Consider the following 17,518-nt stretch of genomic DNA (forward strand, 5'->3'; position numbering starts at 1 on the left):
TGATCATGAACACCCTGTTGAATTTGAACCAGGCCTTGCGCCACAGCCTCTTGTCTGCGATGTGCACTGGACTGATGTGGGCCTCGGGCAGCGCTGCGGCTGCTGAGGGTGACTACCCCACCAAACCCGTGAGCATCATCGTGGCGTATGCGCCTGGTGGCCAAGGAGACACCTTTGCCCGCTTGGTCAGCGAGCGGTTGACCGCGGTGTACAAACAAACCGTTTTGGTGGACAACAAGCCTGGCGTCTCTGGCACCGTGGGCACGCGTTTGGCCGTCAAGGCCCGCAACGATGGCCACACCTTGTTTTTGGGCCAAACCGGCGAGATCGTTGTCAACCGGGTGATGATGAAAGACCTGGGCTACGACCCCCTCAAAGACATGATTCCCGTGGTGCTGATTGGCAATGCGCCACTGGTGTTGTTGGCCCCTGTGGATGCACCCTACAACTCCCTGAATGAAATGCTGCAACAAGCCCGTGCCAAACCGGGCGAATTCAGTTATGCCTCGGTGGGTGCGGGCACCCCGGGCCATTTGGCCGCGGTGGCCTTGTCGGTGGGTGCCAAGCTCAACATGGTGCATGTGCCCTACAAAGGCGTGGGCCCGCTGATGGCCGACTTGATGGGCAACCGCATCCAACTGTTTTTCAGCAGCGCATCGGCGGCTTTGCCGCAGATCAAAGGCGGCAAACTCAAAGCCCTGGCCGTGACCACACCCCAGCGCATGAACTCCTTGCCCCAAGTGCCCACGGTGGCTGAAGTGGCCATCCCTGGCTTTAGCTATTCCCTGTGGGGCGGTTTGTTTGCGCCTGCCGACACACCGGCGGCCGTGGTGCAAAGCCTGAACAAAGAGGTCAATGCCATCATGTCCAGCCCAGATATCCGCACACGGTTTGAAACCGATAACTTGAACGTGCCGCGCAACACGCCGGCTGAGTTTGCAGAATATGTGCGCAGCGAGGCGGTCAAGTTTGAAAAACTGGTCAAGGACGCCAACCTCAAAGCCGAGTGAATGGACATGAAAATCGTCATCATCCCCGGCGACGGCATTGGCCCCGAGACCATGCAGGTCAGTGTCGAATTGCTGGACACCGTCAATGCCCAGTTTGGACTGGACTTGCAACTCAGCCACGACATCGCAGGCCATGACAGCTTGCGCCAACACGGCGCCACGGTCACGCAGGCTTTGCTGGACAAAGTCAAGGCTGCCGATGGCCTGTTGCTGGGTCCCATGGCCACTTACGACTTCAAAGACGAGTCCAAGGGCGAGATCAACCCGTCCAAGTTTTTTCGCAAAAACCTCGACCTCTACGCCAACATTCGACCGGCCAAAACCTATGCCGGCATCAAAACCCTGACCGGTCCTTTTGACCTGGTGGTGGTGCGCGAGAACACCGAGGGGTTTTATGCCGACCGCAACATGGCTTTGGGGCATAGCGAAATTTTGGTCACAGACGATGTGGCCATCTCGATGCGCCGCATCACCCGTGTGTGCTGCGAGCGCATCGCCCGAAGCGCATTTGAATTGGCCCGTTTGCGCCAAAAGCGGCTCACCTTGGTGCACAAAGCCAATGTGCTGCGCATCACGGATGGCTTGTTCTTGCAAACCTGTGCCGATGTGGGCAAAGACTTTCCCGATGTGGCGGTGGATGACTTCATTGTGGACGCCATGATGGCGCATGTGGTGCGCGCACCGGAAAAATTTGACGTCATCGTCACCACCAATATGTTTGGCGACATCTTGTCTGACCTCACTGCCGAGTTGTCGGGCAGTTTGGGCTTGGGTGGCTCCTTGAACGCGGGTGCCCACCATGCCATGGGTCAGGCCGCCCATGGCTCTGCGCCTGACATTGCCGGGCAAAACATTGCCAACCCCTTTTCCCAAGTCTTGTCTGCCGCCATGCTGTTGGCTTGGCATGCTTCGCGCCACAACCAACCCCATTTTTGGGCCGCATCCCAGGCCATGGAAAAAGCCGTCAGCGACTGCGTGGCCGCAGGTGAATGCACCCGCGATATTGGCGGCCGCTTGGGTACCCGTGAAACCGGCCAAGCCCTGAAACGCCGCTTGCAAGCCACTTGACGGCACCCTCTTCCCCTTTTTTCTGCACCCCAACCCATTCCCCACTTGAAAGCATCTATGTCCAGTGCACCCTCTGAAGAACTTTTGCACGCCATGGTGATGCGTGAGATGCAACAAGGCATTCGCCGCGATGGCTTGTGGGCTCAGGCCCTGGTCGAAGCAGAAGGCGACCCCCAAAAAGCGCAAGCGGCCTACATTCGCCTGCGACTGGTCACCTTGCGCCAAGAAACCACTGGATTGCTGGTGCAAAAAATCAAAGGGGCGGTGGCCGAACAGTTTCGCCCGCCACCCGACTTCAAATCGTCACGCGACATCTAAATCTTTTTCATGCTATTTCCACGCAAGTTGAGTCAAAAAAAATATCTGCCATCGCCTTGTTCGGGCATAAAATAAATTCCGTCTTGATTTTCAGATGGGCGGAAAAGTGATCACAAATTGGCGTTGGGTGTTTTTGGCTTCGGCCTTGACGTTGAACTCGGCATGGGCTCAAAACTGCGATAAAAAACCCACCAAAGACCTGCGGTTGATGTGTGAAGCCGCTGAGCAAAACAACCCCCGATTTTGCGAAGACATCTCCTCCAAAGACCAACGCCTTTTTTGCATGGCGCGCATTCAGCCCAACTCTTACACCTGCGAAAAAATCTCCTCCAGCAGCACCCGTTTTGATTGCTTGTCCTATGTCAAAAACAAGCAGTTCAGTTTGATTTGGTCTTTCAACAGCAACAAGTCCAAGAACTGAAACGGCGCTGATCAGGGGCAGGCAAACCCCAGCCATCAGTCTCACCGCCTTGTGAGAAGATTTGCGCCTTCGCTGCAAAAACACAGCAGCTTTCACTGAAGGGGTGCCGCATGAGAGTCAAGGGTCAATCCATTTTGGTCACAGGCGCTGGCAACGGCATTGGTGAAGGCATTGCCAAGCGCATGGCCGAGCAAGGTGCTGTGGTCACCGTCAACGACATAGACCCTCAGCGGGCCGATCGCGTTTGCCAAGACATCAAAGCCAGTGGCGGCCAAGCTTGGGCTTGTGCAGGAGACGTCACCCGCAGTGCTGATTGGGCGCGCATGGTGGACTTTGCCAAGTCCCACGGCCAAGGCTTGAATGGCGTGGTCAACAATGCCGGCTGGACGCACCGCAATCGCCCGGCGCTAGAGGTGTCTGAGGCAGAGTTTGATCAGGTCTTTGCCATCAATGTCAAAAGCATTTACCTCTCCACCATCCATGCTGTGCCGGTTTTTCGCCAGCAAGGCGGGGGATGGTTCATCAACATCGCGTCCACCGCAGGGGTGCGCCCGCGCCCAGGCCTGACTTGGTACAACGGCTCCAAAGGGGCGGTCATCACCACCAGCAAATCGCTGGCCGCCGAACTCGGCCCCGACAACATCCGCGTCAATTGCATCAACCCGGTGTTCAACCCCGACACGGGATTGTCGGCAGAGTTTGCAGGCGGCCCTGTCGACGAAGCCCGGCGTCAAAAGTTTTTGAGCACCATTCCACTGGGGCGGTTTTCAACCGCCGCAGATGTGGCCAATGCAGCCTTGTACTTGGCCAGTGACGAAGCCGCATTCATCAGCGGCGTGTGCATCGAGGTCGATGGGGCTCGCTGCGTTTGATCAAGCCTGTGGAATGGGCGTCGATTGCCAAGAGGCCATCTGCCAACCGGCACTGCGCTTGACCCAGACCTGCAAGTAGCGGCTCATCACCACTTTGGCTGTGCCGCTGACCTCGACCTCAATGCGCGCGTCCCCGTTGACCAGCACCACATCCCCGATCACGCGCATTTCGCGTTGCAAGGTCGTCAGGGCGCGGTAGGTGTAATGGCCACTGGTCAATTTGGCCAGGTATTGCTGCTTGTTCTCCAACACAGCGCTGGAGTGCACGTAGCGCAAATCTTCTGCGATCATGGGCTCTAGGCCTGCAAAATCGCGGGCCAATATGCATTCGGCACGCTTGGCGTCCAAGGCTTCAATGTGGGCAATGGTGTCTTTGTCGCTCATTTTTTCTCCTGGGTAAAAGTGCATTGTGACAGTGGTGGTCACCCTCGTCTGTCGCCGACTTCAAACAATGGCATTTGGCGTCGCTGCAACAAATGTTCAGCCACAAACTGCCACAGCAAGGGGTGGTGTGCATTTTCGTGCCATTGGCTTTGCATCACCTTTTTGGTGTACCAATGGGCTTGACTCTCCAAATGGCAACCCACCAAACCCAGGTTGTCTTGCACGATGGCCATGGGGTCGCCGTTGGCATACGTGGCAATGGTTTCAAAACGCCCCCCGACAAAGGTCGGACCATCGAAAAAATACATGCGCTCAGGCCGATCGTGCCACAGCACTGGCGCCGTGGTGCCATAAGACGCACGGATATCTGCCTGGGGTCGTTTGATGTATTGCACCGCACGGGTGCCCTTGAGAAAGTCAAAGTAATAGGCGTCTGCCCAATAAGCGCCCATGCAAATGCCCAGGTACTTGCCACCGCGCTGCATGAAGGCCCGAATCTCTGTCAAGTTGGGCTTGAGCACATGGCGAAACGCCGTGGCTTCCCCATCACCACCCGGGAACACCACCGCATCCACATCGTCAAAAAAACCATTCAGCACTTTGTGCTTGGTGAACAGCTTGATGCGGGCCATGGGCGACAAAGCGGCCATCACCCCATTGACAGAATCGGTCGAGCACGTGGGTTGGTGCAGGAAAACGGCGATGGTTTTTGTCATTTGCTTGGAATACACGTTTTATTTGCAAATTAAAAAACGGCGGGCTGGCCAGTGGCAACCCCGGAAATAGAGATCAATCCAACTTGATACCCGCCTCGCGAATCACTTGACCAAAGCGCTTGAAGTCATGGGCGATCACCGCACCAAAATCTTCGCGCATTTCAGTTCTCGGTTCATAGCCCATGTTGGTCAGGCGCTCTTTGACTTCGGGCATGGCCATCACCTGTGCCAGCTCCTGGCTGAGCTTTTGCACCACCTCTGGCGGGGTGCCGGCGGCCACCACCACGCCGTTCCAAGATTCATATTCAAACTGCGGCATATTGAGCCCCTTGAGCTCAGAGACGGTGGGCACATCGGGCAAATTGGGGTTGCGTTTTTTGCCTGTCCAAGCCAAGGCCTTGAGCTTGCCCGCACGGATATTGGGCAAGGGGCCGACCAAGCTGTCAAAGACCAGGTTGATCTCACCACCCAAAATGGCCAAGGTCATGGGTGCATTGCCCTTGTAAGGCACGTGCAACAGCTTGATGCCTGCTTGGTGGCTGAACAGCTCTGCACCCATGTGCAATGGACCGCCACTGCCCGATGAGCCATAGCTGATTTTGCTGGGGTTGGCCTTGGCTTGGCTGACCAAGTCTTGCAAATTATTCGCACTCACAGAGGGGTGCGCCGCGATCACCAGGGCATAAGACGCGATCAAACCAATCGGGGCAAAGTCTTTGATCGGGTCCCACCCCAAACGCGCCAAGTGCGGTTGGATTGACATGCCGCTGGTGGCCAGCAACATCGTGTAACCATCTTTGGGGGATCGGGCCACAAACTCGGTGCCAATGTTGCCTCCCGCGCCCGGCTTGGTCTCCACCACCACGGCCTGTCCCAAGCGATCGGACAACTTTTGCGCCACCAAACGTGCGGTGGACTCGGCGCCACCCCCAGGGGGAAAGGGAACTATGAATTTCACCGGTTTGTTCGGGAAGGGCTGCGCTCCGGCCAATCCCGCAAGCAAAGCCAAGGCCGTGGAAATGAAAACGCGTTTGGCTGTCCACATGTCACATTCCTTTCAAGGGGATCAAAATTTCATTGCGTCGATTCCAAGGCAGGGTGAACGGGTCGTTGTAGCGCGCCAATTGAGGACGGTCTTCAAATTCCAAGTTGTTGCGTGCCAGCCAGTCTTTGAGCAATTGGGTCTGGCGCTCAATGCTGGCGGCCGTGGTCAACCCACTGAAGCGCACTGCGGCCATGCGTTGTGCAGGCAGCTCACGCAATTGCACGCTGGCATCGACAGGCTTGGGCAAGCTGCTCAAGGCCATGCCCTGGGGCATGACGAAATGCATTCGCCATTGCTGGTTTTGCGCTTCCATGGTCACGGGTGCGGTCATGGCGATTTTTTCGCTCTCGCCCTTGGCGTTTTGATTTTTCCCAAAAATGTAGCCAGCTACCCGGCGAAACCCTAGGCTGCCAGCGACATCAAAGTCGCCCTCGATGACGGTTTCTGCCACCGTCAGTACACCGTAATCGCGCACTTCAAAAGGTGGCTCGTTTTTCACCAAGCTGTAGGGCGGTTCATTGACGCTTTGTGCCATGCTGGGGCCAATCAAACCCAAGAACAAAAAGGCAAACCACAACAGGGCTTTGGGGGACATGGGTGGGGGTGCTTTCTCAAAATATCTGTGAAGGGGTGGTTGCGCTTCATTCTAAAGAGTGTCGGTGCCCCATGGGACTGTCCATGGCAGGCATTGCCATGAAGCCTGTCCCACTGGCATTGCCTAAGGGCCTCAAGACACCTTGGTTGGGGCCGATACTTACAAAGGCCAATCATTTACCCAAATGACCTACAAAAACCAACCACCAGCGCTGTACACCGGGGATAACCGCCTTTTGCATGGCTCCGTCCACCCTCATCCACCACAGCCACTCAAGGATGTCACATGAAGAAAAATGCTGCCTGGGGCCTGGCCTCCTTGGCCTTGGCCGCACAAGCGCAGGTGGCGAGCTACGAGACCGCCTGGGGCGCTGCGGCGGTCAATCGCATTCACACCGAGCGCAGCGACAACCTGTCTGTGAATGGCCTGGTGATGAGCGCCACCCACCATTTCACGCCGGTCAAAATGGGTCTGGGCCAACCTTTTGGCGAGCAGGCCTGGCTGCAAAAAGCCAGCCACATCTATGTCAGCCACACCCCCGCCAGCATCCAGCAAAAAGATGTCGTCAACGCGCGTCAAGACCAGGGGAAATTCGGCACCAAAATTTACAGCGGCCCGGTGGTCAGTGAGATCGAGTTCGAGAGCCAAGTCAGCTCCGGTACCTTTTACACATTTGCGCCGATGCGCTTGGTGGGCCAAAACACCGAGGCTCAGCGGGTCAGCTTGGGCTATTTTGTCGGGCCCAGTGCCACTGTGAGCTTGGTGCGGGCCAGCAGCAAAACCACCACCAACACCAACTTCAGCTACACCGGCAGCTACTACGAGGCCTTGACCAGCACGTCCCTGGCTTTTCACGGTGTCGTGCTGCTGTCCAGCAGCAGCTCCTTGGTGTTGGACGGTGCGATCAGCAAAAGCGACTACAGCAGCAGCCTCAATCAAACCAACTTTCAACAAGAGTTGGGCTTCAAGTATTACCCGCTGAACACCCTTTACGTTGGCCTGAATTACAAGCGAGACATGGGTGAAGACAAAACCTCAGAGCGGCGCATCACCAGCGTGAGCAGCGGCATGATGGTTCACCCCCGCTGGAACATCCACATGGGCTTGGTCAAGTCGGTGGGGGACGGGTACAACTACAACAATTACCAAATCAATACCGTGGGTGCTGAATACCGCATGTGATTGACCCTTAGGTTTGCACACAGGGGCAATGGCGCATCCAAAGCAAAAAAGTGGTGTTGATGAACGACCAAATCCCCACCATGCTGGACTTTTGCTGCATTTGACGGCTGACCCGTCCCCGGCCAGCTCCCCTCAACGCCGCACGCCTGGCGCCATGGCGGCGGCGGCATCCCAGGCTTGGTCAAACCAAGGGTCGCCGGCCAAATAGGCCTGCAACATGGGCAAGGCGTCCAAGCCCCAAAAGACCTTGTCGTCCACACACAGGCTGGGCACACCAAACACGCCACGCGCAATCGCCTCGTCGGTGTTGGCCTTGAGTTGCTGCTTGACCTCGGGCGCGTCGGGCCCCATGGGCGGGGCCAAATGCGCTGCCAAGGCCTGCCCACGCGCCGCGTCGTCTGCCACCCCACCGCCGCGCCACACATGGTGGAAAACGGTTTCGACCACCGCATGAGGGGTTTCACCCGCATGGCTGCAAGCCAGTGCCAGGCGCAACAAAGACAAGGGGTTGAACGGGTGGGCGTGGGGCAAATCCAAGGGCACGCCAAGCTGTTGGGCTTGCCACAACACCTGGCGATACGTCCACTCGCGCTTGCCCGCAATCTCCGCCGGGCCCAGCTGCCCATGGTGTTTCAGCATCGCGGCAAACAACACGGGCTTGTACACCACGCGGTGCGGCAACGCTTTCAGGTTGCGCGGCAAAGCCTCAAACGCCAAATAAGCGTAGGGCGAAATGAAGTCCAGGTAGAAGGTGATGGTTTTCATGGGGACCCAGTCGGGAGAGGTGCCTAACTGTTGGCGGAAGCGGTGAGATTCGAACTCACGAACGGTTGCCCGTTGCCGGTTTTCAAGACCGGTGCAATCGACCACTCTGCCACGCTTCCTATGGGTCAATGAGCGCGCATTGTAAGGGGGCTGCGGGCTGCTTCGGGCCGGGGGTGGCGCTGCGCTTAACATCCGGGGTCGGCAGCAGTGGCCAACACCTGCGCCGATTGCCACCAACTCCATGGAGACCGCATGACACCCTTGAACCTGACACGCCGATGCGTGACCCCGATGCTGCTTGGCTTGGCCTTGTGCGCCAGCCTTTCGCCCTTGATGGCGCAAACCAAAATTCCGCTGCGCATTTCCACCCCAGCGGTGCCCGATGACTGGCACGCCAAGATGTGGACGGTGTTCAAAGAGTCGCTGGACAAAGCGGCACCCAACCAGTTTGATGTGCAAATTCACCTCAATGCCTCTTTGTTCAAACAAGGGGCCGAACCGGCTGCCATGGCGCGTGGCAACCTGGAGCTGACCACGGTGTCGGCGTTTGACATGGCCAAACTGGTGCCTGAGTTTTCGATCTTCACCGCTGGCTACATCGTGCGCGACCCACAGCACCAGCAAAAGGTTTTCAACGGGCCGATTGGTGACGAGTTGTTCAAAGCGGTGGCCGACAAGATGGAGATCACCGTGCTGTCCACGGCATACCTGGGCACTCGGCAAGTGAACCTGCGCGAAGCGCGCAATGTGCGCACACCCGCCGACCTCAAGGGCATCAAGCTGCGCATGCCGGGCTCGAAAGAGTGGTTGTTTTTGGGTGAGACCTTGGGTGCCACCGCCACCCCGCTGGCTTTTGGTGAGGTGTACATGGGCCTGAAAACCGGCACCATCGATGGCCAAGACAACCCCTTGCCGACTGTGCGCGCTGCCAAGTTTTACGAGGTGACAAAACAACTGGTGTTGACCAACCATTTGGTGGACAGCTTGTTCATTGCCATTGCCAGCAAAACCTGGAACGGCATGACAGCGGCCCAAAAGCAAGCGGTCAAGGCCGCTGCCCAAGCGGCAGCCACCTTTAACAATGACAACCGCATCAAAGAAGAAGCGCAAATCATCGACTTCTTCAAGCAACAAGGCCTGCAAGTGAGCACACCCGATGTGGAGGCCTTTCGCAAATCGGTGCAAGACGCCTATGCCAAGAGCGACTACGCCAAGGTGTGGACCAAAGGCATGCTGGAACGCATCAACAACACCCGCTGACGCATGAAAGTCCTGGCACGCGCCGCCCAGCACCTGGGGGGCGCTGTTTTTTTGGCGCTGTTTGGGGTGTTCATCGTCCAAATCACGGCCCGATTTTTGTTTGCCAAGCCCCTGCCTTGGACGGATGAATTGGCAGTGGTGCTGTACCTGTGGGCCATTTTGTGGGCCTGCGCCTTCATGGTGCCCGAGCGCGAGCATGTGGTGTTTGACCTGGTGTGGAACCATGCCGGTCGGCGCACGCGCCAAGCCATGCGGGTGCTGGGCCACAGCATGATCGGTGGCTTGGCTTTACTGGCCTTGCCCGCCAGCTGGGACTATGTGCACTTCATGCGCCGCGAGGGCACGCCGGTGTTGGGTTGGTCATTTCAATGGGTGTTTTTTCCGTTTGTGTTGTTGTTGCTGGCCTTGGCGCTGCGCAGCCTGTGGGCCATTGCCCAGGCTTTGCGTGGCCAGGGCTTGGATGAAAGCGCGCCCACACCATGAGCACCGCCCTGATGGCCATGGCGGGCGTGGTGATCGTGGGCATGCTGCTGCGCATGCCGATTGGGTTTTCCATGCTGATGTCGGGCGTGGCCTATTTGTGGGTCAAAGGGCAAGACCTGGGATTGGTGGCCGAACAGGTGAGCAATGGGCTCTACAACAGTTATGTGTTGCTGGCCGTGCCGATGTTTGTTTTTGCCGCCAACTTGATGAATGCGGGCACGGTGAGCGAGCGCATTTTTGACTTTTGCCGGGTCTTGGTGGGCCGCATGCGCGGTGGTTTGGCCCAAGTGGACATTTTGGTCAGCGTGGTGTTTTCAGGCATGAGTGGCAGTGCCATCGCCGATGCCGCAGGCCCCGGCTTGGTGACCATCCGCCAAATGCTGGCCAAGCCCGGTTACCCGCGTGGCTTTGCCGGGGCCGTGGTGGTGGCCAGCGCGACCTTGGGGCCCATCATTCCGCCGTCGATCCCCATGGTGATTTATGCCTTGGTGTCGGGCGCTTCGGTGGGGGCCTTGTTTTTGGGTGGCCTGCTGCCGGGTTTGTGCATGACGCTGTTGATGATGGCGGTGGTGCACTTCATCGCCACCCGGCGCAACATGCCGCGTGAAGCCCCTGTGCCCCGGGCCATGTGGCCCACCATCATCGCGCGCGGCGCTCTGCCCTTGTCCATGCCGATCGTGTTGCTCGGGGGCATTTACTCGGGTGCTTTCACACCCACAGAAGCTGCGGCGGTGGCAGCCCTGCATGCGCTGGTGCTGTCAGCCTGGGTGTTCAAGGCATTGAGCTGGAGAAGCTTTTGGGGCGTTGTGCTGGAGTCCGCCCGCGCCAGCGCGGTGATCACCATCATCTTGGCCGGCTCCTTCATGCTCAACTACGCCTTCACCGCCGAAGGCGTGCCCCAAGCCATGGCGCAATGGGTCGATGGTTTGCATTTGAGCCGCTTGCAGTTTTTGTTGATGGTCAATGTCTTGTTTTTGGTTCTGGGCTGCTTTTTGGATGTGTCGGTGCTGCTGCTGGTGTTTGTGCCGATGCTGCTGCCAGCGGCCAAATTGTTGGGCGTGGATTTGGTGCACTTTGGGGTGCTGGTGGTGCTCAACATGATGATTGGCCTGATCCACCCGCCCTTTGGCATGCTCTTGTTTGTGACCAAGGCCCTGACCGGCATCCCGATTGGCGAGATGGTGCGCGAGGGTTGGCTGTTTTTGGTGATGCTGCTGGGCCTGTTGCTGTGCATCACCTTGTTTCCACAAATGGTTTTGTGGTTGCCCCATGCCATGGGCTACACCACAGCTTGAACACACCGCCCTATCTGTGCCTGATTTTTGGAGCATCCGATGAAGCCCTTGACTTGCTTTGACCTCAACATCCAAGACCACGTAGCCCACTTGGTGCTCAACCGGCCCCAAGCGCTCAACACCTTGGATTTGGTTTTTTGGCGCGAACTGGACGATGTGTTGCAGGATTTGCACCAAGGCAACCAAGCCCGTGTGTTGGTGATCAGCAGCACCGGCAAACACTTTAGCGCAGGCATGTCGCTGGACGTGTTTGGCAGCTCGGTCACCATGGATGACCAAAGCCCTGAAGGCCGCGCCGCGATTGCCGATTTATTGGCCGGCTTGCAAGCCACCTTCACCCGTTTGGAAAATCTGCGCATTCCGGTCATCGTGGCTTTGCACGGCGGCTGCATTGGGGGTGCGGTCGATATGGTCACAGCCGCCTGTTTGCGCTACGCCAGTGCGGACACGTTTTTTTGCATCCAAGAAATCAACATTGGCATGGTGGCCGACGTGGGCACTTTGCAGCGTTTGCCCAAGCTCATGCCCATGGCGGTGGTCAAAGAGTTGGCCTACACCGGCCGGCGCATGAACGCCGACAAGGCCTTGCAGCATGGCTTGGTGAATGAAATTTGCGCCGATCAAGCCACCACGCTGGCAGCGGCCATGCTGGCCGCCCAAGAGATTGCCAGCAAGCCACCGATTGCCATTTGGGGAACCAAGCAAGCCCTGCACTATGCACGCGACCACAGCACCACCGATGCACTGCAACAAATGGGTTGGCTGCAAAGTGGCATTTGGAGCAATGCCCATGTGCAAGAGGCCATTGCCGCTTTTCAGAGCAAACGCTCGGGCAATTTCCCCGCCTTGGCAGCGCTGCAATCGTTCAAAGATTGAGGTCGGTCACTGGCGCGCTGTGCGAACTGAAGGCGGCAACACCCCCGGGTGGCTGCTGCGCCAAGGGTTGATGTCCACCCCACCACGGCGGGTGTAGCGGGCATACACACTCAACCGAGAGGGTTTGCAGTGGGTCCAAAGGTCCATGAAGATGCGCTCCACGCAATGCTCATGAAATTCATTGTGGTTGCGAAAGCTCACCAGGTATTGCAACAAACCACCTTGCTCTATTTGCGGCCCGCTGTAGCTGATGCGCACACTGCCCCAATCGGGCTGACCGGTCACCAGGCAATTGCTTTTGAGCAAGTTGCTGGTCAAGGTTTCGGTGACGGGGTTTTCATGGTCGGCACAACGCAGCAAGTCTGGGGCGGGTTGGTAGCGGTCGCAATCGATGTCCAAGCGGTCCAGGCTCAGGCCATCCAATTCTTGAATGGGCTCTTTGTCAAACTGTTCCGGCAGAACCAAAACCACGCCCACGCTGGCACGAACGGCGCCGCCATTCCAAACCGAGGCAGACAAGTCGCGCTCCAAGCGCTCGCGCACGGAGGCCGCATCGGCAAAGCGGGTGTTGTTGAAGCTGTTGAGGTAGAGCTTGAGCGACTTGCTCTCCACCAAATGCGTGCTCTCACACGGCACCACCAAGCGCGCCATGGCAATTTGGGGCTTGCCGCGCAAATTGAGCCAGCTCAGTTCATAAGCGGTCCATAAATCGGCGCCCACAAACACAGGCTTTTCGCCCACCCCAATGGTTTGGCGTTGGGTGGCACGGGGCAAGGGGTAGAGCAAGCTGGGCGTGTACTGGTCCACATAAGTGGACGCTTTACCCAACTGCGAATGTTCAGGGATGTTCATGCAAAAAAGGAATCAGCGCGTCGGTGATGGATTGGACCACGGGTGGCGGCAGGTCGTGGCCCATGCCGTCCACACCGATCATGCGCGCACCGGGGATGCGCCGCGCCGTGTCTTCACCGCACGCATAGGGCACCAAGGGATCGGCCTTGCCGTGGATCACCAGCGTGGGCGCGGTGATGCGGTGCAATTGGTTTGCCCGCTCGGTATCGGTCATCACCGCATGCATTTGGCGAGCGATGCCATCGGGGCGGTAACTGCGCTCCACACTGGCCGTGATCAGCGTTTTGAGCAGGCCAGCGTCGGGAGGGTAAGCGGGGCTGGACACGGTGCTCAAAAATTTAAGGGTGTGGTCCACAGCGCCCTCCAAGCCCGGCCGGGCAGGCTTGCCCAGCAACAGTTGCATCACTTTGGCATCGGGCATGGGCAAATCGGGTGCGCCGCTGCTGCTCATGATGCTGCACAAGCTGGCCACCCGTTCGGGCGCTTGCAAGGCCAAACGCTGGGCAATCATGCCGCCCATGCTCATGCCCACCACATGGGCGCGGTTGATGTGCAAGGCATCCAGCAGGCCCAGGGCATCCAAGGCCATGTCTTGCACACTGTAGGCAGGCTCTGAGGGAAAGCCGAAATGGCTGCGAAACCCCTGCCACAACAAATTGGGCACGCCGGCATGGGCAAAACGGGTGGATAAACCGGCGTCGCGGTTGTCAAAGCGAATGATCCGAAAACCCGCATGGCGCAAAGCCCGCACCAAGCCCGGCGGCCATGAAATCAACTGCATGCCCATGCCCATGATGAGCAAGACCACCGGGCGGTCTGTTTCACCGCTGTCTTCGAGCTCGATTTCGATGCGGTTGGCGGCAATGCGCATGGTCCAGCGGCCCCGGCTCAAGCCAATGTGTTGCGGCGAAACACCAAGGTATCTTCGTTGGATGCGTCAGGTGCAAACCCATAGCCTTCCAAGTTAAAACCTTGCAAAGCATCAGGCGTTTTGACTTGGTGCTGAATGGCGTAACGCGCCATCAAACCCCGCGCACGTTTGGCAAAAAAACTGATGATTTTGTATTGGCCGTTTTTGAAGTCTTGGAACACGCAGTCAATCACCCGCGCTTGCAAGACCTTGCGGTCCACCGCTTTGAAATACTCTTGCGAAGCCAAGTTGACGATGACAGGGTCTTTGCTGGCTGAAAGTTGCTGGTTCAAATGCGCTGCAATTTGCGCACCCCAAAACTGGTACAGATTGTTCGCCTTGCCGTGCTTGAGCGCCGTGCCCATCTCTAGGCGATAGGGTTGCATCAGGTCGAGGGGTCGCAGCACGCCGTACAAACCACTCAAGATGGCCACATGGTCTTGCGCCCATTGCAGCTCTTTGGGCTTCAAGCTTTTGGCATCCAGGCCTTCATACACATCGCCATTGAAGGCCAACACCGCAGGGCGGGCGTTGGCCTCGGTGAATGTTGGCGACCAAGCTTTGTAACGGTCGACATTGAGTTGGGCCAAGGCCTCGCTCAAGTCCATCAGCTCAGCGATTTGCTTAGGGCTCTTCTTTTTGAGCGTTGAAATCAGTTCAGTGGACTGCGAGACAAACTGCGGTTCGCTGGCCTTGACAGGCGGTAAGGCGGACTCGTAGTCCAGGGATTTGGCGGGGGAGAGCAGGAATAACATCCTGCGATTATTTCAAATCCCCAGCCAAGGATGCCAACGCGTCTTCCTCGATCTGCGTATGCGCCGGATAGTTGGTGTGGTCGCAACCCAATTTCACCGCGGCACCGGCCTTGATGGCGGCCTTGGCAGCAGGGTCAAACTCAAAGCGCACGAAATGCACTGCTGAGGTTTTTTCGTCGTTTTCGCGGTCCAGGTCTTCATCGGCAATGGCGTACACACGGGCATGGCCTTCCACCTCGATGAACATCCGGTCTTCCACCCCAATGAGCCGCGCCAATTCGCGCTTGCGCTCATTGACATCGGGGTACTCGATGAGCATGGTGGCCTTCCAGTTGCTGCCCTCGGGCACCAAGGGCGCATAGGCGTCGATTTCTTGCTGGATACCTTCTTCTTCGAAGATTTTTTCAATCCGCAGCATCTCTTGGATTTGGTAGCGAATCGTGGTTTCGCTTTCAAACTGCAAGGTGATGTGGTCGCCCAAATGCACCGAGCGCATTTTGCGGTGCGCCAGTACCTCGGCCTTGTGGGTCTTGCGGAATTTGCTGTAAGCCTCCAGGCTCATCAGGTTGTCTGCGGTGATGTGTCCAGTGATTTGCATGACTTGCTTTCAAATAATTGGAATCTGACCCCAATTACTTCAGTCCGTAGGCTTTGGCCACGAGGCTGAGGGGGTGTTGGAGTTCGGGCACGGCTTGGCCACTGACCTCAAAGCCTTGAGCGATGTGGTGGCCGCCCAGCGGGCAGTCGGAGCTGATGTAGTCGGGTTTGCTGCCGTCCTTCATGGTCGCCATGGCTTTGACCACCGGCTTGCCAATCTTCATGGCGTAGGCATGGGTGGCTTTTTTCACGCCATAGGTACCCGCATGTCCCGAACACCGCTCGATGGTGTTGATGGTGGTGTCGGGAATCATCTTGAGCATTTCCTCGGTCTTCTTGCCGATGTTTTGCACCCGACCATGGCAAGGAATTTGGTAGCTGATGTTGCCCAGGCTCTCGGGGAACTCGGTTTTCAGCAAGCCATCGCGCTTGCGCGCCATGAGGTACTCGAACGGGTCCCACATGTGTTCTTTGACCAATTGCGTCTCGGCATCGTTGGGATACATCAGCGGCAACTCTTGCTTGAACATCAAGGTGCAAGAAGGCACGGCGCTCAAAATGGCGTAACCCTCACGGGCGTATTGGGCAAGGATGGGGATGTTGATTTTCTTGTTCTCGTCCACCGACTGCAAATCACCCAACTCGAGTTTGGGCATGCCGCAGCATTTTTCTTTGGACACCAGCTCGTAGGGGATGTCGTTGTGGTCCAGGATTTTGAGCAAGTCCATGCCAATGCCGGGCTCGTTGTAATTCACGTAGCAAGTGGCATAAATCACCACCTTGCCAGGTGTTTTTTCGCCATTCACCACTTTGCTGGCCTGGGCCTTGGGTGCCTGGCTGCGGAATTTCTGGGTCGCCAACTCTGGCAACCAAGCGTCTTTGTCAACGCCCAAAGCCGACTCCATCACCGAACGTGCGGCTTTGGTTTTGTTGATGGCGTTGACCGCTTGCACCACGATGGGAATGCCTGCGAACTGGCCATGCACATCGGTGGAGGCCAGTAATTTTTCGCCGGTGGTGACCTCACCCTTTTGGAACTTGATGGCCTTGGCCCGCAGCATGGTGTGGGGAAAGTCGAGGTTCCACTCGTGGGGCGGCACATAAGGGCATTTGGTCAGGTAGCACAGGTCACACAAATAGCATTGGTCGACCACTTTCCAATAGTCTTTTTTGTCCACGCCATCCATCTCGAGTGTGGGGCTTTCATCGACCAAATCGAACAAGGTGGGGAACGAGCCGCACAGGCTCACGCAGCGGCGGCAGCCATGGCAAATGTCGAAGATGCGCTCCATCTCTGTGAGGCAGGCTTCTTCGTTATAGAACTCGGGATTGAGCCAATCGAGCGGGTGGCGTGTGGGGGCTTCCAAGCTGCCTTCGCGGGCCATGGTGTATTCCTCAAAAAAATGGGGGTGAGAAAGAAAGCTTCTCTAGAAAGGTCAGGATTCAGAGAGGGGCGCTGTGGCTTTTTGAGCCCAACGCCCTACCCTCAATGCTGAGAAAAGATCAATCGACCAATTCAGCCAATGCCTTGGCGTAGCGGTTGGCGTGTGAACGCTCAGCCTTGGCCAGGGTTTCAAACCAATCGGCGATTTCGTCGTGGCCTTCGTCGCGCGCGGTTTTGGCCATGCCAGGGTACATGTCGGTGTACTCATGGGTTTCGCCAGCCACTGCGGCTTTCAGGTTGTCACGGGTGGCGCCAATGGGCAAGCCGGTGGCGGGGTCGCCACACTGCTCCAGCCACTCGAGGTGACCGTGGGCGTGACCGGTCTCGCCTTCGGCGGTCGAACGGAACAGCGCTGCCACATCGTTTTGGCCTTCAATGTCGGCCTTGTTCGCGAAATACAGGTAACGGCGGTTGGCCTGTGACTCGCCTGCGAAGGCGGCTTTCAGGTTTTCTTCCGTTTTGGAGCCTTTGAGTGCTGCCATGAGAAATCTCCTTGGGTTGATGAAAAGCTTCGACACCATGTGCGCCGAAGAAAGCAGAGGGTACAGGCATTGGAACCCGCCCGTCTAATGGCTTATTTCAATGCCCCCCATTAACGATAGCTATTGGAAACTTATAAATCCTTAACATTTTTGATTATTAATTATAAAGAGTTCATCGGGTATGCTGA

Annotated in this window: 21 protein-coding genes and 1 tRNA gene; 9 read left to right on the top strand and 13 right to left on the bottom strand. The window is 57.3% G+C overall.

The features are described 5' to 3' along the window. Window positions 1-5 precede the first annotated feature (5 nt). The 3 genes from AC8GFZ_RS05165 to AC8GFZ_RS05175 are packed head-to-tail and all read left to right on the top strand — an operon-like array spanning window position 6 to window position 2,396. Window positions 6-1,010 carry a Bug family tripartite tricarboxylate transporter substrate binding protein gene (locus AC8GFZ_RS05165; RefSeq protein ID WP_506643010.1) on the top strand — a complete coding sequence of 335 codons (1,005 nt, stop codon included), beginning with the start codon at window positions 6-8 and terminating at the stop codon, window positions 1,008-1,010. Between the two features lie 6 nt (window positions 1,011-1,016). Next, window positions 1,017-2,078 (top strand): isocitrate/isopropylmalate dehydrogenase family protein, encoded by a 1,062-nt coding sequence (locus tag AC8GFZ_RS05170; RefSeq protein WP_506643012.1) that lies wholly within the window; start codon window positions 1,017-1,019, stop codon window positions 2,076-2,078. Window positions 2,079-2,123: 45 nt separating this feature from the next. Beyond that, window positions 2,124-2,396, top strand: coding sequence for a hypothetical protein (locus AC8GFZ_RS05175; RefSeq protein ID WP_506643014.1), 273 nt, complete (start codon window positions 2,124-2,126; stop codon window positions 2,394-2,396). A 7-nt stretch (window positions 2,397-2,403) separates the two neighbouring features. Here the strand turns inward: AC8GFZ_RS05175 and AC8GFZ_RS05180 are convergent, their stop codons facing one another. Further along, a complete protein-coding gene (locus tag AC8GFZ_RS05180) occupies window positions 2,404-2,913 on the bottom strand; it encodes a hypothetical protein (protein WP_506643016.1) in 510 nt (169 codons plus the stop codon). A gap of 14 nt (window positions 2,914-2,927) precedes the next feature. On the opposite strand from AC8GFZ_RS05180, the gene AC8GFZ_RS05185 reads away from it, so the two are divergent. Next, on the top strand, window positions 2,928-3,689 hold the full coding sequence (locus tag AC8GFZ_RS05185) for an SDR family oxidoreductase (protein ID WP_506643018.1): 762 nt from the start codon (window positions 2,928-2,930) through the stop codon (window positions 3,687-3,689). Here AC8GFZ_RS05185 and AC8GFZ_RS05190 read toward each other — a convergent pair whose 3' ends face one another. From AC8GFZ_RS05190 to AC8GFZ_RS05205, 4 genes are all read right to left on the bottom strand, one after another. Further along, window positions 3,690-4,073, bottom strand: coding sequence for a nuclear transport factor 2 family protein (locus AC8GFZ_RS05190; protein WP_506643020.1), 384 nt, complete (start codon window positions 4,071-4,073; stop codon window positions 3,690-3,692). A gap of 38 nt (window positions 4,074-4,111) precedes the next feature. Then, the gene (locus AC8GFZ_RS05195; protein WP_506643022.1) at window positions 4,112-4,789 is read right to left on the bottom strand and encodes a BPL-N domain-containing protein; all 678 of its coding nucleotides are present in this window, start codon (window positions 4,787-4,789) and stop codon (window positions 4,112-4,114) included. Window positions 4,790-4,862: 73 nt separating this feature from the next. After that, window positions 4,863-5,834, bottom strand: coding sequence for a Bug family tripartite tricarboxylate transporter substrate binding protein (locus AC8GFZ_RS05200; protein ID WP_506643024.1), 972 nt, complete (start codon window positions 5,832-5,834; stop codon window positions 4,863-4,865). A gap of 1 nt (window position 5,835) precedes the next feature. Then, complete coding sequence (locus AC8GFZ_RS05205) at window positions 5,836-6,429, bottom strand: SOUL family heme-binding protein (RefSeq protein WP_506643026.1); 594 nt, start codon at window positions 6,427-6,429, stop codon at window positions 5,836-5,838. Window positions 6,430-6,714: 285 nt separating this feature from the next. Between AC8GFZ_RS05205 and AC8GFZ_RS05210 the strand changes: the two genes are divergently transcribed. Beyond that, window positions 6,715-7,611 carry a hypothetical protein gene (locus AC8GFZ_RS05210; protein ID WP_506643028.1) on the top strand — a complete coding sequence of 299 codons (897 nt, stop codon included), beginning with the start codon at window positions 6,715-6,717 and terminating at the stop codon, window positions 7,609-7,611. A 132-nt stretch (window positions 7,612-7,743) separates the two neighbouring features. Here AC8GFZ_RS05210 and AC8GFZ_RS05215 read toward each other — a convergent pair whose 3' ends face one another. Further along, window positions 7,744-8,376, bottom strand: a complete 633-nt coding sequence (locus AC8GFZ_RS05215) for a 2-hydroxychromene-2-carboxylate isomerase (protein WP_506643030.1) — start codon at window positions 8,374-8,376, stop codon at window positions 7,744-7,746. A gap of 31 nt (window positions 8,377-8,407) precedes the next feature. After that, window positions 8,408-8,495, bottom strand: a tRNA-Ser gene (locus tag AC8GFZ_RS05220). Window positions 8,496-8,628: 133 nt separating this feature from the next. Here AC8GFZ_RS05220 and AC8GFZ_RS05225 point away from each other — a divergent pair. The 4 genes from AC8GFZ_RS05225 to AC8GFZ_RS05240 are packed head-to-tail and all read left to right on the top strand — an operon-like array spanning window position 8,629 to window position 12,290. Further along, on the top strand, window positions 8,629-9,636 hold the full coding sequence (locus AC8GFZ_RS05225) for a sialic acid TRAP transporter substrate-binding protein SiaP (protein ID WP_506643032.1): 1,008 nt from the start codon (window positions 8,629-8,631) through the stop codon (window positions 9,634-9,636). Window positions 9,637-9,639: 3 nt separating this feature from the next. Continuing rightward, window positions 9,640-10,119 carry a TRAP transporter small permease gene (locus tag AC8GFZ_RS05230; RefSeq protein WP_506643034.1) on the top strand — a complete coding sequence of 160 codons (480 nt, stop codon included), beginning with the start codon at window positions 9,640-9,642 and terminating at the stop codon, window positions 10,117-10,119. Continuing rightward, window positions 10,116-11,414, top strand: coding sequence for a TRAP transporter large permease (locus tag AC8GFZ_RS05235; protein WP_506643036.1), 1,299 nt, complete (start codon window positions 10,116-10,118; stop codon window positions 11,412-11,414). The genes AC8GFZ_RS05230 and AC8GFZ_RS05235 overlap by 4 nt, the downstream gene beginning before the upstream one ends. Window positions 11,415-11,453: 39 nt before the next feature. Next, window positions 11,454-12,290, top strand: a complete 837-nt coding sequence (locus AC8GFZ_RS05240; RefSeq protein WP_506643038.1) for an enoyl-CoA hydratase-related protein — start codon at window positions 11,454-11,456, stop codon at window positions 12,288-12,290. Window positions 12,291-12,296: 6 nt separating this feature from the next. Here AC8GFZ_RS05240 and queF read toward each other — a convergent pair whose 3' ends face one another. The 6 genes from queF to AC8GFZ_RS05270 all read right to left on the bottom strand — a co-directional run bounded on the left by queF (window position 12,297) and on the right by AC8GFZ_RS05270 (window position 17,330). Further along, a complete protein-coding gene (gene queF, locus AC8GFZ_RS05245) occupies window positions 12,297-13,142 on the bottom strand; it encodes an NADPH-dependent 7-cyano-7-deazaguanine reductase QueF (protein WP_506643040.1) in 846 nt (281 codons plus the stop codon). Continuing rightward, window positions 13,129-14,034, bottom strand: coding sequence for an alpha/beta fold hydrolase (locus AC8GFZ_RS05250; protein ID WP_506643042.1), 906 nt, complete (start codon window positions 14,032-14,034; stop codon window positions 13,129-13,131). The genes queF and AC8GFZ_RS05250 overlap by 14 nt, the downstream gene beginning before the upstream one ends. Then, a complete protein-coding gene (gene yaaA / locus AC8GFZ_RS05255; RefSeq protein ID WP_506643044.1) occupies window positions 14,031-14,807 on the bottom strand; it encodes a peroxide stress protein YaaA in 777 nt (258 codons plus the stop codon). The genes AC8GFZ_RS05250 and yaaA overlap by 4 nt, the downstream gene beginning before the upstream one ends. Window positions 14,808-14,814: 7 nt before the next feature. Further along, window positions 14,815-15,405 carry a DUF3501 family protein gene (locus AC8GFZ_RS05260; RefSeq protein WP_506643046.1) on the bottom strand — a complete coding sequence of 197 codons (591 nt, stop codon included), beginning with the start codon at window positions 15,403-15,405 and terminating at the stop codon, window positions 14,815-14,817. Window positions 15,406-15,439: 34 nt separating this feature from the next. Continuing rightward, window positions 15,440-16,789: a heterodisulfide reductase-related iron-sulfur binding cluster gene (locus AC8GFZ_RS05265; RefSeq protein ID WP_506643048.1), complete on the bottom strand. Its 1,350-nt coding sequence runs from the start codon at window positions 16,787-16,789 to the stop codon at window positions 15,440-15,442. Between the two features lie 118 nt (window positions 16,790-16,907). Then, window positions 16,908-17,330, bottom strand: coding sequence for a rubrerythrin family protein (locus tag AC8GFZ_RS05270; protein WP_506643050.1), 423 nt, complete (start codon window positions 17,328-17,330; stop codon window positions 16,908-16,910). Between the last annotated feature and the right edge of the window lie 188 nt (window positions 17,331-17,518).

The organism is Limnohabitans rimovensis (SeqCode), from assembly GCF_965234775.1.
In the GTDB taxonomy this organism is placed as follows: domain Bacteria; phylum Pseudomonadota; class Gammaproteobacteria; order Burkholderiales; family Burkholderiaceae_C; genus Limnohabitans; species Limnohabitans rimovensis.